This window comes from Ruegeria sp. AM7, assembly GCF_056535965.1.
Genome location: NZ_JBQFJE010000001.1, coordinates 479,037 through 495,348, shown reverse-complemented (window position 1 = coordinate 495,348; position 16,312 = coordinate 479,037). Strand labels below are relative to the sequence as shown.

Annotated in this window: 14 protein-coding genes; 7 read left to right on the top strand and 7 right to left on the bottom strand. The window is 54.9% G+C overall.

The window, feature by feature from the left end:
* Window positions 1-12: 12 nt before the first annotated feature.
* The 3 genes from ACR3EG_RS02155 to ACR3EG_RS02145 form a co-directional block, all read right to left on the bottom strand.
* On the bottom strand, window positions 13-1,950 hold the full coding sequence (locus ACR3EG_RS02155; RefSeq protein WP_480482509.1) for a vWA domain-containing protein: 1,938 nt from the start codon (window positions 1,948-1,950) through the stop codon (window positions 13-15).
* Complete coding sequence (locus ACR3EG_RS02150; protein ID WP_480482507.1) at window positions 1,947-2,486, bottom strand: RNA polymerase sigma factor; 540 nt, start codon at window positions 2,484-2,486, stop codon at window positions 1,947-1,949. Before ACR3EG_RS02150 ends, ACR3EG_RS02155 begins: the two co-directional genes overlap by 4 nt.
* Before the next feature lie 61 nt (window positions 2,487-2,547).
* On the bottom strand, window positions 2,548-4,023 hold the full coding sequence (locus ACR3EG_RS02145) for an FMN-binding glutamate synthase family protein (protein ID WP_480482505.1): 1,476 nt from the start codon (window positions 4,021-4,023) through the stop codon (window positions 2,548-2,550).
* Between the two features lie 336 nt (window positions 4,024-4,359).
* On the opposite strand from ACR3EG_RS02145, the gene ACR3EG_RS02140 reads away from it, so the two are divergent.
* Both ACR3EG_RS02140 and ACR3EG_RS02135 read left to right on the top strand, forming a co-directional pair.
* Complete coding sequence (locus ACR3EG_RS02140) at window positions 4,360-4,728, top strand: fluoride efflux transporter FluC (RefSeq protein WP_480482860.1); 369 nt, start codon at window positions 4,360-4,362, stop codon at window positions 4,726-4,728.
* A complete protein-coding gene (locus tag ACR3EG_RS02135; RefSeq protein WP_480482503.1) occupies window positions 4,725-5,090 on the top strand; it encodes a fluoride efflux transporter FluC in 366 nt (121 codons plus the stop codon). The genes ACR3EG_RS02140 and ACR3EG_RS02135 overlap by 4 nt, the downstream gene beginning before the upstream one ends.
* A gap of 32 nt (window positions 5,091-5,122) precedes the next feature.
* Here ACR3EG_RS02135 and ACR3EG_RS02130 read toward each other — a convergent pair whose 3' ends face one another.
* From ACR3EG_RS02130 to ACR3EG_RS02115, 4 genes are read right to left on the bottom strand one after another with little or no spacing between them, the layout of a single operon-like run.
* Window positions 5,123-5,449, bottom strand: coding sequence for a cytochrome o ubiquinol oxidase subunit IV (locus tag ACR3EG_RS02130; RefSeq protein ID WP_247742559.1), 327 nt, complete (start codon window positions 5,447-5,449; stop codon window positions 5,123-5,125).
* Window positions 5,442-6,074, bottom strand: coding sequence for a cytochrome c oxidase subunit 3 (locus ACR3EG_RS02125; RefSeq protein ID WP_170754238.1), 633 nt, complete (start codon window positions 6,072-6,074; stop codon window positions 5,442-5,444). The genes ACR3EG_RS02130 and ACR3EG_RS02125 overlap by 8 nt, the downstream gene beginning before the upstream one ends.
* Window positions 6,071-8,161, bottom strand: coding sequence for a cbb3-type cytochrome c oxidase subunit I (locus tag ACR3EG_RS02120; protein WP_480482500.1), 2,091 nt, complete (start codon window positions 8,159-8,161; stop codon window positions 6,071-6,073). Before ACR3EG_RS02120 ends, ACR3EG_RS02125 begins: the two co-directional genes overlap by 4 nt.
* Entirely contained in the window at window positions 8,158-9,120 is a 963-nt protein-coding gene (locus ACR3EG_RS02115; RefSeq protein ID WP_480482498.1) for a cytochrome ubiquinol oxidase subunit II, read from the bottom strand. The genes ACR3EG_RS02120 and ACR3EG_RS02115 overlap by 4 nt, the downstream gene beginning before the upstream one ends.
* 171 nt (window positions 9,121-9,291) lie before the next feature.
* On the opposite strand from ACR3EG_RS02115, the gene ACR3EG_RS02110 reads away from it, so the two are divergent.
* The 5 genes from ACR3EG_RS02110 (at window position 9,292) to ACR3EG_RS02090 (ending at window position 16,295) form a co-directional block, all read left to right on the top strand.
* On the top strand, window positions 9,292-10,527 hold the full coding sequence (locus tag ACR3EG_RS02110) for a lytic murein transglycosylase (protein WP_480482496.1): 1,236 nt from the start codon (window positions 9,292-9,294) through the stop codon (window positions 10,525-10,527).
* Between the two features lie 401 nt (window positions 10,528-10,928).
* On the top strand, window positions 10,929-12,557 hold the full coding sequence (locus ACR3EG_RS02105; protein ID WP_480482494.1) for a peptide ABC transporter substrate-binding protein: 1,629 nt from the start codon (window positions 10,929-10,931) through the stop codon (window positions 12,555-12,557).
* A 67-nt stretch (window positions 12,558-12,624) separates the two neighbouring features.
* Entirely contained in the window at window positions 12,625-13,548 is a 924-nt protein-coding gene (oppB, locus tag ACR3EG_RS02100) for an oligopeptide ABC transporter permease OppB (RefSeq protein ID WP_480482492.1), read from the top strand.
* A gap of 10 nt (window positions 13,549-13,558) precedes the next feature.
* Window positions 13,559-14,488 (top strand): ABC transporter permease subunit, encoded by a 930-nt coding sequence (locus ACR3EG_RS02095; RefSeq protein WP_480482490.1) that lies wholly within the window; start codon window positions 13,559-13,561, stop codon window positions 14,486-14,488.
* A 1-nt stretch (window position 14,489) separates the two neighbouring features.
* On the top strand, window positions 14,490-16,295 hold the full coding sequence (locus ACR3EG_RS02090) for an ABC transporter ATP-binding protein (protein WP_480482488.1): 1,806 nt from the start codon (window positions 14,490-14,492) through the stop codon (window positions 16,293-16,295).
* Window positions 16,296-16,312: the final 17 nt, after the last annotated feature.

Genomic DNA, 16,312 nt, shown 5'->3' with positions numbered 1-16,312 from the left:
CACCCGTTGTGACTAACGTTCAAGCGATTGCGCGAGGCGCATCAGCGTCACAGCTTCTGAACGATACCCAAACGGATCATCGCCACGGGATGTGCTGGCCAGTGCGATGGCTTCATCATAAGACCAACCATTTAGATATTCACCTCGGCGTAGTAACTGGCCGAACCCAGCAATGGCATATGAGAAACCAATATCTTTGGTCACGTCGCCCTGCTCTGTGAAAATCGGTTCCTGGATCAATTGGCTTTCTTCTGAGCCCGGTGCTTTGAAGCGCAGCTTCAAGTAGCCAATCTCTTCAGACGCGTCGGACACCACGCTGTCGGCATAGCGAAGAGGTTGGTTCCTAATGGCTTCAGACCCCACCGGTGTCACTTCGTATATCGCCGTGACCGAATGCCCTGCCCCAATATCTCCGGCATCGACTTTGTCGTTTGTAAAGTCCTCGCGTCGGAGGCTTCGGGTTTCATAGCCGATCAGGCGGTATTCAGCGATCTGAGCGGGATTGAACTCGACCTGAATCTTCACGTCATTTGCGATCGGGAACAATGCACCTGTCAGTTGGTCGACCAGAATTTTACGCGCCTCGCTTAAGGTGTCGATGTAAGCGGCCTGACCGTTCCCATTCTGAGCCAGCGTCTGCATGACCTCATCGTCAAGATTGCCGCGCCCAAATCCCAGAACGCTGAGATATGTTCCGCTGTCTCGCTTGCGAGCAATAAAGTCCCGCAGCGCTTCGGGATCAGCCATCCCAACATTGAAGTCACCATCCGTCGCCAAAAGGACTCGGGTAACCTCACCTTCAGCAGACATAGTTTCCGCCACTTCATATGCTTGCTGTAAGCCGGCCTGCCCTGCAGTCGAACCACCGGCTTCAAGGCGCTGAAGGGCAGCTAGGATCTTACCTTGATCAGAGGCAAATGTCGGTTCCAGAACTTGTCCAGCGCTGCCTGCATAGGTGACGATGGACACCTGATCCTCGGGCCGCAACTCAGCCAGCATTAAGCGGAAGGACTTCTTGAGCAGCGGCAGTTTATTGGCGTCCTGCATCGAACCCGACGTATCGATCAGAAAGACAAGGTTAAGCGGCGGGCGTTCCTCGACCACTGGCGTCGTACCTTGAATTGCGACATGGACAAGCTGAGTCCCATCGTTCCAAGGGCTTGGGCTTACAGTGATCGAAGGTCGGAAAGGCGCCTGACCCTCGGGCAGAGGATAGGCGTAGGGGAAGTAGTTTATCATTTCCTCAATACGCACCGCATCACGCGGGGGCATTTTGCCATTCAGCAACGACGACCGAACGATTGAATATGAGGCCGTATCGACGTCGATCGAAAATGTGGACACGGGATCGTCTGCTGTAATTTTCAGCGGGTTTGTTTCGGCAGTGGCAAACGCCTCAGTATCCCTCTCGAGGGACAAGCCATGCAGGCGCGACAGCTCAGATGGCGTGCTGCCGCCCTCATCCGCAGTCAGGGCATTACCGTCTACGACGGATTTCTGGCGTGTAGCCCGCTGGTTTCTCGGCTCAGACAATGGGGCGGCGAGTTCGGCCAACACTGGGGCTTCAAACCCTGGCTCACTGTTACCGAGAGCATCTTCAGCATCTGCCACCACATTTTGTTGGGCATCGGATTGGACTTGTTCCCAAGACGTCGGGTTCGGCACATAGCCACGTGTCTGCGGCAGGACCACAATCAAAGCAACGGCTGCAACAGCTGTCGTGGCTGTCAGCAGACCACGGTGTGAGAGGGCATTCAACATGGATTTCGCTCCTTTTGTCACGCGGGCCAACGGACCTCGCCTGACAGTGGGACGGTCCTGGGCGGACGATCCTTGGAGCGCCGCAAAGTTTTTTTGCGCCAGTTTCATATTGGCAGCTCGACGGGTTGCGTCTGGTCCCGGGGTCGAGACGTCCATTACTTTCTTCAACTGCTCAAGATCATCGGTCATTGCGCCAACTCCTCTTGTCGCATTGCACGTAGACGCTTTCGAATTTCAGCAAGACGCCATGACACGGTACCTTCGGACACTCCCAATACTTCACCCGCCTGCGCATGCGTCATCTCATCTTCAAGGGTCAGGGCCAGCGTCTCCTGCAAGTCGGGGGGCAACAACCGCATCGCTGTTTGCAGCCACTCGACGGCTTCCGCTACCTCGGCTGCTTCGGCGCGGCGCAACTGCTCAACGTCGCCCCACCCAAGCGCGGCTCTGCTGCGCGTCGCCTGCCTGCGGCGTGTGTCCTCGACGGCGTTCACCACAACGCGATACAACCAAGTGGTAAATTTCGACCGCGCTTGAAACCCGGCAATCTTGGACGGCAAACTGGCACAGATATCCTGAGTAATATCCTCGGCCTGTTCCTCGCGGCCGGTCAATCGATAGGCCAGACGGAAAATTCGATCGTAGTGACGCTCCAGAAGGGTAGCAAACGCTTTAGCGTCCCCTTCAATCGCGGCTTGAGCCAAGTCTTCATCCGACGTTTCCATGCGCATCACGATGAGTAAGACGCATCTGAAAGGTCAATCCTTGGCGGCATTCGTAAAAAAATCAGAAATGTTCGGATGTGGCTTGTTCCCAATCAGCCGCATACTCATTCGGAATGGAACCTGAAAGGAAAGCACCGGAATCCACCAGCGTATATAGATCAGCATAGGAATTCTCACGCTCATCCGCGGTACGGCGCCGGATATCTGATGGGTGCAACTCGGCGGTGGTTTCTTTGCCCATAGCCCCAAGGATTTCTACAAAGCTTTCCACAGTCGCGTCATGGTAGCGTTGAACACGCTTGCGTTTTTGCGGTACGTTCACCGCTCTCCCCCTGATCGGGTCTTGGGTCGCCACGCCGGACGGGCATCTGTTTGTGTTGCAGTGCAAGGCCTGAATGCAACCTATCGCGAACATCATCGCCCGGGCCGAGTTGCACATATCGGCACCCAACGCGAATTTCTCGATCATGTCATATCCCGTCGCCACTTTGCCCGAGCAAATGATCCTGATCTGATCCCGCGACCCTACACCGCGCAGGCAATTGTTGACGAAGATCAGAGCCTCGTTCAGAGGCATCCCCAGTCGATTGGTAAATTCGACCGGGGCTGCGCCGGTGCCACCTTCGGCACCGTCAATGGTGATGAAGTCCGGCACAATCCCTGTTGCAAGCATCGCCTTGCAGATCGCCATGAACTCAGACGGACGTCCAATACACAGTTTAAACCCGACCGGCTTACCACCTGATATTTCGCGCAGATGCTGCACGAAATGCATCAGACCTGTTGGCCCCTCAAACGCAGAGTGCACCGGCGGAGAAATAACGTCCTGATGCACCGGCACACCCCGGATTTGAGCGATTTCTTCATCAACTTTCGCGGCAGGCAGCACACCGCCATGAGATGGCTTGGCCCCTTGCGACAGCTTGATTTCAATCGCCTTGACAACTTCTGTGCCGGCTTTTTCGGCAAATTTGTCCTTGTCAAAACCGCCATCGGCCGTCCGACACCCAAAGTAACCGGTTCCAATCTGCCATATGATGTCTCCGCCCTCGGCCAAATGGTGCGGAGACAACCCACCTTCACCAGTATTATGGGCGAATCCACCATCCTTAGCGCCACCATTCAAAGCTCTGATCGCGTTTGCGCTCAAGGCACCAAAACTCATGGCAGATACATTCAATCGCGAGGCGTTGTAGGGCTGGCTGCACTGGGGGCCACCCAGCAAGACTCGCTTTTCGCTTTCATCCACATGTTTGGGCGCGAGCGAGTGGTTGGCGCGGTGATACCCAACGGTGAGGATATCGTATTGCGTACCAAACGCCTGCGTATCCACCTGCCCCTTGGCACGCGCATAGACCAACCCACGAATGATACGATTAAAAGGTCGGCCACTTTCGTTGGTCTCAACGAAATACTGACGTATCTCGGGGCTGACGAACTCCAACATATATCGGAAGTGACCTAGAACCGGATAGTTGTTGAGCACATTGTGCTTGGTGGTCAGAACGTCATAAAGCCCGATCACTGAATATGGCACCAAGAATATCAACAACCAATGCGCAGGAGGCCAAAAGAGTCCCCAAACAACCGTCAGCGGCAGACACACATAACTGAGAAAATAAAATAGTCTGCGGACGATCATCCTAGCTCTCCAAATCAGATGGCGGTTCGATCAAATCGTGGGGGCATTTGGCATTTGATTGCAAGCATTTGTATCAGTGTATGTATTTTGACCGTGCTTTTGAGGGCAGGGCTTCAGGTCGGCTCATAGTTGATCCTACTTTAGTCACACGGTATCCAACTCAAACGCTTGAAACGGACGAAACCATTGGCCCAAAAATCTACCCACCCGAAGGTTTCAGCCACAGCGTGGATGTTTTTGGCTGTTTTCGTGGGTGGCGCAGCAGGGTCATTGTTTCGAGAGGCTTTTTCTATAGAGATCCCAGGCATTCGGATCCTAACGACAACCTTCGGGATTAATATTGCGGCCTGTTTTGTCTTGGGCTGTCTATATTCCATAAGGCACCGCGTACATGCCCATGTCCTGCACTTTGGCGCTGTCGGGTTTTGCGGCGGGTTATCTACCTTTTCCTCTTTTGTCGCAGACTTAGACATGTTGGCCGCAATAAACCCCTGGTACGCCGTAATGGCTGCCGTACTTGAAATCGCATGTGGCCTGATTGCCGCTGTCGGGGGCGAAGCAATAGGTCGCCGCGTTTTCAACACGAGGTCCGGGTGTTGAGCGAATTTTACCAGCATATAATGTTTGGTTTAGGCGGAGGTCTAGGTGCGGTCCTGCGCCATTGGGTGGCTTTGAAAATCAATCACGATTTGCCTTTTGCGACGTTGATCGTAAATGTTGCAGGAAGCTTCATTCTGGGTCTCTGGATCGGGTATCTCGGCGGGGTGACTGAGATAAGCGAGGAACAAAAACACCTTATTTTCGGATTCTGCGGTGGCTTCACAACCTTTTCAAGCTTTGCTTATCAATCGCTGGAGTTGCGGCGCAAGAACACATTTGCCCTGGCTGCGGGCAACATATGCCTCAGCCTTGCCTTATGCTGGATAGCGCTTGGATTTGGTCTTTTATTGACGAGGCTTTGAATACCGAAGCGTTCGCGTTTCCAACTTGGTCACTACATTGGAAACGTGTGCATGCGCACCGCCAAATTTCCCATGATCCAGATTGTACCGACTATGATGATCAGCAAAACCAGCGTTGAAAACAACACAAGATCCAAATCTTCACGGCTGCTGCGCCTGCGGTCAATGTGAAGGAAGTAGACCAGCTGTAAAATCAATTGCGCAAGTCCCAGCAATCCAATGGTCAGATAGACGCCCTTGGTCGCAATGCCGAAGACAAACGCTGCCATGAAGACAGAGATGGTCAGCAGCAGTGAGCCGCCATATCCTATAAGATAACGGCGGCGTTCCCGACGGTGCATTTCGCTTCGCTTATCCATAGGCAAGCCCTCCGAAATAAACGATTGTGATGATCCCGATCCAGATCAGGTCAAGGAAATGCCAAAACAAGGCCAACCGCACGACCCGCGACATAAGCAGGTCTGTCAGACCAAAAACGCGAAGCTGGATGCCAAGCACGATCAACCAGATGCAACCGGCAGCAACGTGCAGGCCGTGCAGTGGAACGAGGCCATAGAAAGCGGACAGAAACCCGCTGCGTTGGGGAATGCCTCCCTTTTCAGCCATCGCCATAAAATCACTCATTTCAAGAACCAGAAAACTCAGCCCCAGAACCAGCGTCACGCCAAACCACATCACAATGCGTGAGCGTGGCAGGTTGTACTTCAGAGCCAGCATCGCCAATCCCACAGTCAAGCTGCTCGTTAGCAAGATGAGCGTTTGGGCAAAAATGCTCTTTAGGTTGAACAGCTCATGCGGACCGGGTCCACCGGCCTGCGCGTCTATCATGGTGATGTAGATCGCGAACATCAGACCAAAATAGACAAGGTCGCTCATTAGAAAGACCCAAAAACCGAAAGTGACGACTTCACTTGCCTTGTCCGCTTCGGGATGCCTGCGGCCCAGATTCAATCCGGGGTAACTATGGGTTGGAGCGCGCTTCATATTGCGGCCTCCATATCTGGTCGCGCAAGACCACGGTTCTCAGGTGCGCATTCATGGTCGCGATTGACAGGGTCCGCATTGCGCACGATCTCAAGCCATGCTTCGTGCTGTTTGCGCACCTCGGCGGCCGGTATGACCTCTTCGGTGTCCGTTTGGAACGTCCAGGCGATGAACGCCACGACGATAAGGACGCTCATCAACGCGGCCAACCACCAGATCCACCAGACAAGCGCGAACATCCAAACACCACTGAAGACACACAAAACGAAACCGATCGCTGTATTGCGCGGCAGCAAAATATCCTCGTAAGCCTCAGGCTGCGGGTAAGCTTCGTTTCGTTCCTTGGCCGCAGCAAAATCATCCCGCTCGGTCACGTTGGGAATGATGGCGAAGTTGTAAGGCGGCGGCGGCGCCGGCGTCGACCATTCCAGAGTGCGGGCATCCCATGGGTCGCCAACCGGCACGCGTGTTTTCTCGCGGTCTCTGATACTGATCCATAGCTGCGCAACGACCGCCAGCAATGCTGACAGGATCACCAGTGATCCAAGCGCCGCAACGATCATATAGGGGTGGAAGCTGGGGTCCTCCCAACTGAAAGACCGTCTGGGCATCCCCATCAGACCGACGAAATACAGCGGCAAAAAGGTCAACATGAACCCAACTGTCCACAGAACAACCGTCAGTCGCCCCCAAACTTCGTTCAGTCGAAACCCAAAGGCCTTGGGGAACCAGTAGTTATATCCGGCCAGCAACCCAAACAGCACCCCGGGCAACAACACGTTGTGGAAATGCGCGACAAGAAACAGCGTGTTGTGAACCTGATAATCCAACGTTGGATTAGCCAGAAGAACGCCACTGAGGCCGCCAATCACAAACAGCATAAGGAATGCGAGGCCATACAGCATCGGGACCGAGAAACGGATACGGCCCCGAAACAGTGTGGCCATCCAGTCATAAACCTTCACTCCGGTCGGAATAGCGATCAGCATCGTCGCAATCCCAAACACCGCATTTATCAGCGCGCTTTGACCCATCGTGAAAAAATGGTGCAGCCAAACCGTGAACGACATAATCGCGATCGACATCGTGGCGATGACAAGCGAGTTGTAGCCGTACAGTCGTTTCGCCGAAAAGGTTGCGAAAATCTCGGAATAAATCCCATACGCGGGAAGGACCAGCAGATAGACCTCGGGGTGGCCGAACAGCCAGAACAGATTGGCATAGTTCATCATATTCCCACCAAGGTCGTTGGTGAAAAAATGGAAGTCCAGATATCGATCCGCCGCCAACATCAGAGCCGCCACGCCAAGCGGTGGCATTGCGAAAACGATCAGGATCGAACTGCAGATGATCGTCCAACAATACATCGGCAGTCGCATGAAGGTCATACCGGGCGCGCGCAATTTATAGATCGTTACCGCGAAGTTTATGCCTGTCAGAGTTGTTCCGATACCCGACACAACAATGGCCCAGATCCAGTAGTCCGGCCCTACACCGGGGTTAAAGGCTGCTCCGGTATAGGGTGGATAGGCCGTCCAGCCACCGGTCGAGAACTCTCCGACCACCAGTGACACCATCAGCATCATGCCTGCGGAGACCGTAAGACCAAGGCTGATCTGGTTCATGACCGGAAAGGCGACATCTCGTGCACCGATCATCAGGGGAACCAAAAAATTCGCAATGCCGAACACGAAAGGAACCGCGACAAAGAAAATCATGATTGTGCCATGGGTACTGAACAGTTCGGCAAAGTGTTCAGCTTCCAGAAAACCTTCACCTGGGCCTGCGGCTTGCTGAGCGCGCATCACAACACCTTCAAGAACGCCCCGAGCCAACATGACGATGGCAAAGACGATGTACATGATGCCGATTTTCTTGTGATCCGCGCTGGTCAGCCAATCGCGCCACAGTGGACCCCAAAGACGAAACCAAGTCAGTAAGCCGACAACGGCTATTGCTCCGACTATCACAATCGCAGCGGCGGCGTTGGCGACGATCTCATTGGCGTTCGGAGACTGGATCAGCCCCGCAATCGGAAAAGATTCCCAACTCAGGCGGCCGAATATTCCGCTGTACTCAATCGTCATTGTCCGCCCTCCTGACCATATGAAACGGTCCCGGGCTGTTGCGCTGCCGACAAAGGTTGGCCGCTGTGGTAACGGTGCAGAATAGAATGAAACAAGTTGCCGTCATCCAGTGTGAAATACAAGGCGTTCAGAGGCATCGTCGCGGTACCCAATGCAGCCTGAACTTCGTCCCTGTCGCTGCGCATTGCCAGTGTTTTATAGGTCTCGGTTGTTAGCGGAATACCGTTGGCGCGCACGCTGTTTACCCACGCATCGAAATCCTGCAACTGCATGGCCTGTGTCAGGAATTTTTGCTTGGTAAAGCCCCTGCCATTATACTGCGTGTTTTCACCCTGCATGGTCTTTGGCGTGTTGGCGACGAGATGCAGTTGAGTGGTCATTCCCGGCATCGCGTAAATCTGGCCGGCTAACGCAGGGATCATGAAAGACTGCATAACGGTGTCAGTCGTCAACGTTATCGCGACTTGTTGCCCTACAGGTATCCCAAACTCTCCTACAGTGGCGATGCCGTGGTCAGGATAGATAAACAACCATTTCCAGTCTAAGCCTACGACCTGCACATTGATGGAAGGCGCTTCACCAAATGAGTTTGCATAAGGATCCAACCGGTGAGTTGCCTTCCACAGATAGAAAGACAAGACCGCGACGATCACGACCGGAACGCCCCACATCAAGAACTCCAGACGCGCCGAAAAGTCCCAGTTTGGGGCATAAGCTGACTGACTTTGTTTGCGCCTGCGATACCTGATTGCGATCAAAGGTACGAGGCATAAAACCGGCACAACAGCAATCAGGATCAACAGCGTTGCTCGCACCAGATGTGTTTTCTGAACGGCTGCGATGGGGCCTTGCGGCTCCAGAAAACTGTCGGCAGCATGGGCCACATGTGCAAACAACCCCGCGGTCAGAACCAATGCGGCGATTGGCAACACAGCGGATGACACTCTGAAATGGGCCACGCCTGTTCGCCCTCCTACGGCATATGGTCTGGCTGAACTATCAACAGAGTCAGCCGATTTCTCAAGAGTTTTCCAAAACCCCAAATTGTTCGTATTCCTTTGCGATCAACCCCTGCCTTATACAAACGACACTATTGACTTGCGGAACACCTAGGTTGAGACAATTCGGAAATGCGTTGGATTTTTTGTTTTCTTGCTCTTCTGCTTTGCACGACTGTTGCGCGGGCTCAGGACCGCGCTGCTATCGAACACCAATTTCAGGCTTGGATTGGTGAAACCATTTGGCCGAAGGCAAAAGCCAAGGGCGTTTCAAAACACACTTTTCAGCGAGCATTTGACGGTGTGATGCTCAACTGGGATCTTCCCGACCTGGTTCCACTCGGAACACACAGGGTGCAGCCGACGCAACAGAAACAGGCCGAATTCGGTGCGCCTGCCCGCTATTTCAACCCTGGCTCAGTGCAAGGTGCCACCTCGGTTGGGCGTAAGATGGCCCGCCGCCATGACGCAGTGCTTGCCCGAGTTGAAACTGAAACCGGTGTCCCTGCCCGCATAGTGTTGGCTATTTGGGGACGAGAAAGCGGATACGGTCAAGTGCCCATCCGGCATGACGCCATACAGGTTCTGGCTACCAAAGCGTTTATGAGCACGCGGGCGGAACTGTTCACCAAAGAACTGATCGCAGCGCTCGAGATTGCCGAGGCGGGCCACGCCCCACCAGGTAGGATAAAAAGCAGTTGGGCCGGAGCTCTTGGGCAGCCCCAGTTCATGCCCTCGAATTATCTTGAACATGCGGTTGACGGAAACGGAGACGGACACGCAGACATCTGGACTTCGGTTGACGATACTTTGTCTTCAATTGCGTACTATCTTGCGCGGCATGGCTGGGTGCCGGGCCGCGATTGGGGATTTGAAGTCACGGTTCCCCTATCTGTGTCCTGCGCAAACGAGGGGCCTGATCAGGGTAAGCTTATTCGTGATTGGGCCAAACTGGGCATTCAGCGAGTGTCGGGGAAACCATTCCCACAGCATGAACTGCCCGAAGAAGGATATCTGATGATGCCTGCTGGTCGAAACGGGCCAGCATTTCTGGTTACACCAAATTTCTATGTGCTGAAACGATACAACAACAGCGATCTGTATGCACTGTTTGTCGGCCACGTAAGCGATCGCATCCAGTACCAAATCGGCGACTTCAAGGGACGTTGGGGTGCGATAGACCCGCTTTACCGATCAGACATTGCAGCAATGCAGAAAGCATTAGAAGCTCAAGGGCACGACGTGGGCGGAGCGGATGGTTTACCTGGATTCAAGACGCGCCGCTCTATCGGCCGGTGGCAGGAACAAACCGGCCGTATCCCGACCTGTTTCCCCGCAGCTTCAATGAAAGCGACTCTGGCCAAATAGCGATTCGCTGTTTTCACAGACTATGCTAGAGCCATTACCAAGCGTAAAGCGTCAACCCGTTTCCGAGTGGCTTCACAAAAGTGTCAAGAAGCGCCCGCGCTAAATTATTTTATTGCCGGATAGGACCCGTTTTCATTCACAATTGACGTTAGATTGCCCAATTTGCAGGCAAAGGCTTTAACCTTTTTTGAAATAATGCCAACGTCAGCCCCAGTGAAGGGCGACTTTCGCAACCACGTTTCCGACTGCAACCGAAAGACTGCGACGCGGTGTTTATTGCGATCTGACAAAGCAAACTGTGAACCCGTCCCGAGCTCGATCCGAGCCGGACAATCAGAGAGGTCAGTGACCGCTCTGACGGGCTATGCGTGTGTCGCCCCCAAAAACGGGAGAATACAAACATGAACAAATATATTCGAACTTCACTAGCAGGTCTGCTGACCTCAACCATGATCAGCGGCGCGGTCTTGGCAGCTGGCACGCATCCCGAAACCGGCGAAGCGCTGGCAGATGACCAGACGTTTACCTACCGCATTCTGGACGAGCACAGCTCGGTCGATCCACAGGTGGTCGAAGATGTGTCAGGCGCTGAAATCGTCCGCGACCTGTTCGAAGGTCTGATGAATCAGGACGAAGACGGAAATCTGGTTCCAGGTGTAGCAACGGGCTTTACAACGAATGACGCCAAAGATGTCTACACCTTCACCCTGCGAGACAACGCTAATTGGTCCAACGGCGATCCGGTTACAGCAGGCGATTTCGTTTTTGCCTGGAAACGTGCCGTCGATCCCGCTCTATCCTCGCCCTATGCGTGGTACATGGAGCTGATGTCGATCGAAAACGCATCCGAGATTATCGCAGGTGAAAAATCCGTTGATGAACTGGGTGTCACAGCCATCGACGACCATACTCTGGAAGTGAAACTAAGCGCTCCACTACCCTATTTCGCCCAGATGACCACGCATTCGACCACCTTCCCTGCTCCTCAGAAAGTAGTTGAAGAATTCGGCGACGAATGGACCAAGCCCGGCAACATCGTGTCGAACGGCGCCTATGTCCTGACCGAGCATCTGCCGCAGGAACGTTCGGTCCGCGAGCGTAACGAGATGTATTGGGACAACGACAACACGATTATCGAAAAGGTCGTAGCCCTCGTCATCAACGATGAAAACGTGGCCCTGACCCGCTATCTGGCTGGTGAGTTGGACCGCACCGAAGTTCCCGCAGGTCAATTCCCACGCCTGCAGAAAGAACACCCGGAAGAGGCCATCAGCTTCCCGCGTCTGTGCAACTATTACTATACGTTCAACCTGTCAGAAGGCGGCCCTGAAGAGTTCAAGGACCCCAAGGTCCGTCAGGCTCTGTCGCTGGCCGTTGACCGTGACATCATTACCCGCAATGTAAAAGCCGGTGGCGAACCGCCAGCCTATACCTTTGTTCCCGAAGCGACCGCAGGTTTTACGGTTCCGGCTGTTGAAATGGCATCAATGTCGCAGCAAGAACGCGACGAACTGGCCAAAGAACTGCTTGCCGAGGCAGGCTACGGCCCCGACAATCCGCTGAGCTTCGAGATGGTCTATAACACCGACGAAGCCCACAAGAAGGTCGCCGTTGCCCTAAGCCAGATGTGGAAGCAAAAGCTGGGTGTGCAGGTCGAACTGGCCAACATGGAATGGAAAGTCTTCCTGGAAGAACGCGGCAACCAGAACTTCGATTTGGCCCGTGGCGCATGGTGTGGCGACTATAACGAAGCCTCGACCTTCCTGGACCTGTTGCAATCGGATTCGGGCTATAACGACGGCAAGTACAACAATCCGAAAGTGGATGAGCTGCTGACGCAAGCCAAAATCTCGGACGATGCCGCGCCGCTTTACACCGAAGTTGAGCGCATTATCGCGCAAGAGACCCCCGTCATCCCGATCTATCACTATGCTGGCGTCTACATGATGGACAGCGATGTGGGGAACTGGCCGGTCAATAACGTAGAGCAGAACTGGTACTCCAAAAACCTCTACAAAACAGCCGAGTAATCACCTTTAGATCCCGCTGTGCCCCAAGAACCGCTTTTGGGGCACAGCCAATAATTGGGGGCATGAAATGCTTGCCTATATCATCCGGCGGCTGTTGGTCGCCGTTCCGACGATCTTGTTGCTGATCGTCGCCTGTTTCTTTTTGATGCACTTCGCGCCCGGTGGGCCTTTCACCTCGGAACGGCCTCTGCCGCCTGCGGTACTGGCCAATATCGAGGCACGCTATGGGCTGGACCAGCCGCTGTGGAAACAGCTTTGGGACTATCTTTATAACATCGTGGTGCATTTCGATTTCGGACCATCCTTCAAGTTCAAGGACCGCGATGTAAACGACATCATCGCCCAAGGTTTCCCGATCTCGCTGACTTATGGGTCGCTGTCGTTCCTGTTTGCTACCACGATTGGCGTGGGCCTGGGGATTGCGGCGGCCATCAAGCACAATAGCTGGATCGACTATTTCGCCGTCGGTCTGGGCATTGCAGCACAGGCGCTGCCGAACTTCATCATGGGCCCGATCCTGATCCTGACCTTCACCCTGTGGCTGGGCTGGCTACCGGGCGGTGGCTGGAACGGAGGGCAATGGCCCTACCTGATTATGCCCGTCATCGCGCTCGCGACCTCGTATGTCGGCTCGATTGCGCGGATCACACGCTCGTCGATGCTCGAGGTTCTGAACTCGAACTTCATCCGCACCGCGCGGGCCAAAGGCCTGCCGACCAGAACCGTGATCTGGCGCCATGCGTTGAAACCGACGCTCTTGCCTGTGGTGTCCTATCTGGGCCCGGTCTTCGTCTATGTTCTGACCGGCTCGGTCTTCGTGGACATCTATTTCTCGACCGGCGGGCTGGGACAAGCCTATGTCAGCTCGGCCCTGTCGCGCGACTATGCGGTGCTATTGGGGGTGACGATCCTCTATGGCGCGTTGACCGTCATCGTGAACCTTCTGACCGACCTGGCCTATGCCTGGTTCGATCCGAAAATCCGGTACTAAGGGGCGAAACATGCTTGGGAAATCTCAAAAAGCCGCCCATCTGGCCGAAGATGTCACCGACTACACGGTCATTCAGGGGCGTTCACTGTGGCAGGACGCACGGATGCGCTTTGTGCGCAACAAGGCCGCGATGGCCAGCGTAATCATATTGGCGCTGATCGTTCTGTTCACCCTCATCGGGCCCTACTTCGCGGTCTGGAACAACGAAGAGATCGACTGGAACGTCATGGGTGACGTGCAGGGCATGGGTATGCCCTCGGTCGAAACGGGCCATTTCTTTGGCGTCGATGATTTGGGGCGCGATCTGTACAGCCGCGTCATACAGGCCACCACCACATCGCTGCTAGTCGGTCTGATCGGGGCGGCCACGGCGCTAATCGTGGGCACCTGCTATGGCATCGCCGCCGGCTATATCGGCGGCAGGACCGACAGCGTCATGATGCGCTTTGTCGACATCTTGCTGGCGATCCCGGCAACACTGGTGATTATTCTGCTGCTTGTCGTGGCGGGTCGATCCTTCTTCATGCTTTTCATCGCCCTTGGCGCGGTAGGCTGGCTGACCATGGCGCGGATCGTACGGGGTCAGACCCTGACCCTGAAAAACCGTGAGTTTATCGAGGCCGCCCGCGCCGCAGGCGTCAGCGAATTCACGATCATGTACCGCCATATCCTGCCCAACTTGCTGGGCGTGGTGATCGTCTATGCCTCGCTTCTGGTGCCTGAAATGATCCTGACCGAGAGCTTTATCTCGTTCCTTGGGCTGGGGATTTCAGAACCTTACACCTCGCTGGGTCGTTTGATCGCGGAAGGGGCCGGAACCATGGGGTATGGCACCTTGTGGCAATTGATGTTCCCGCTGACTTTCTACGTCGCCATCATCATCACGATGTTCTTCATCGGGGATGGTCTGCGTGACGCTCTGGACCCGAAGGATCGCTGATATGAGCCTGTTTTCCGTAAAAGACCTGAAGGTCCAGTTCGACACCCCCGATGGCGTGGTCGAGGCCGTCAAAGGCATCAGCTTCGACATAAACCCCGGCGAATGCCTTGGCATCGTGGGTGAAAGCGGGTCGGGCAAAAGCCAAACCTTCATGGCGGCGATGGGCTTGCTGCCACCTGCTGGTCGGGCGCTTGGGTCAGCCAAATTGAACGGCACCGAAGTCCTGAACCTACCGATCAACCGCCTGAACAAGATCCGTGGCTCAGACGTGGGCATGATCTTTCAGGACCCATTGACGGCGCTTACCCCGCATCTGCGGATCGGCCAGCAAATGCGCGAGGTTCTTCAGGTGCACGAAGGGCTACAAGGCGCGAAGGCGCGGGCCCGCTGTCTGGACTGGCTGAACCGCGTCCGCATCCCCGAGGCCGCGCGGCGACTGGATCAATACCCGCACGAGCTGTCAGGCGGGATGCGTCAGCGCGTGATGATCGCCATGTCGATGCTGTGCAATCCCAAACTGCTGATCGCGGACGAACCGACAACGGCGCTGGACGTGACCGTTCAGGCCGACATTCTTGACCTGATGGTGCGCCTGCAAAAGGACGAAGGCACCGCGATTGCCCTGATCACCCATGATATGGGCGTAGTCGCCCGTATGTGCGACCGCATTCAGGTCATGCGCATGGGCGAATTTGTCGAAGCCGGAGACACCCGCGAAATCTTCCGCGACCCGCAGCACGACTATACCCGCACCCTTCTCGAGGCGATGCCACGCATTGATGCGGGCGATGCGCCCAAGGCGTTGGAGAAGGTCGAAGAACCGCTGCTCAAGGTCGATGACGTCAAGGTGCATTTCCCGATCAACGTCAAAGGCGGGCTGTTCGGGCGCAAAGTGCCGCTCAAGGCCGTCGATGGCGTCAGCTTTGACATCCGCAAGGGTGAAACTCTGGGCGTTGTGGGCGAATCCGGCTGCGGCAAGTCCACGCTGGCGCGCGCCGTGTTGCAACTGATAGAACCCAGTGGCGGAAATGTCAGCTGGTTGGGCCATCCTATTGTAGGTCTGAAGCGCGCCGAGCTGAACAAGTACCGCAAGGACTTGCAAATCGTCTTTCAAGACCCATTGGCTAGCCTCGATCCGCGCATGACAATCTCGGCTTCGATCGCCGAGCCGCTCAAGACCTATCGCCCTGATCTGACGGACCGCGAGCGCAAGCAGATGGTCAGCGAAATGATGGAGCGTGTGGGCTTAAACGCCAACATGATCAACCGTTATCCGCACGAGTTGTCGGGCGGTCAGAACCAACGGGTTGGCATCGCGCGCGCTATGATCAACAAACCCAAATTGATCATCTGCGACGAGGCGGTCTCGGCTTTGGACGTGTCCATTCAGGCGCAGATCGTGGAGTTGCTTCGTGAGTTGCAGCAAGAATTCGGTCTCTCCATGATCTTCATTAGTCACGATCTATCGGTTGTCCGTGCCGTGTCCAATCGGATTATGGTTTTATATCTAGGCCGCATCGTGGAACTTGGCGATGGCGAGGTGATCTGTTCTGATCCGATCCATCCCTATACCAAGTCTCTGATATCGGCTGTTCCGATCCCTGACCCAGATGTGGAACGGAGCCGCCAACGCTTGAAGATCCCGGGTGAGCTTCCCTCGCCGATGGATCCGAAGGCTGCCCTGCGGTTTCTCCCCAGTCGCCTGTCCGCTGGCCAAGAGGACTATGTCCCGCAACTTAACGAAATTAAGCCCGATCACTTCGTTGCGGAACATGATCCACTGGAAAGCATTATGGCCAATGCATAATGCAAACCTGCTTGTTT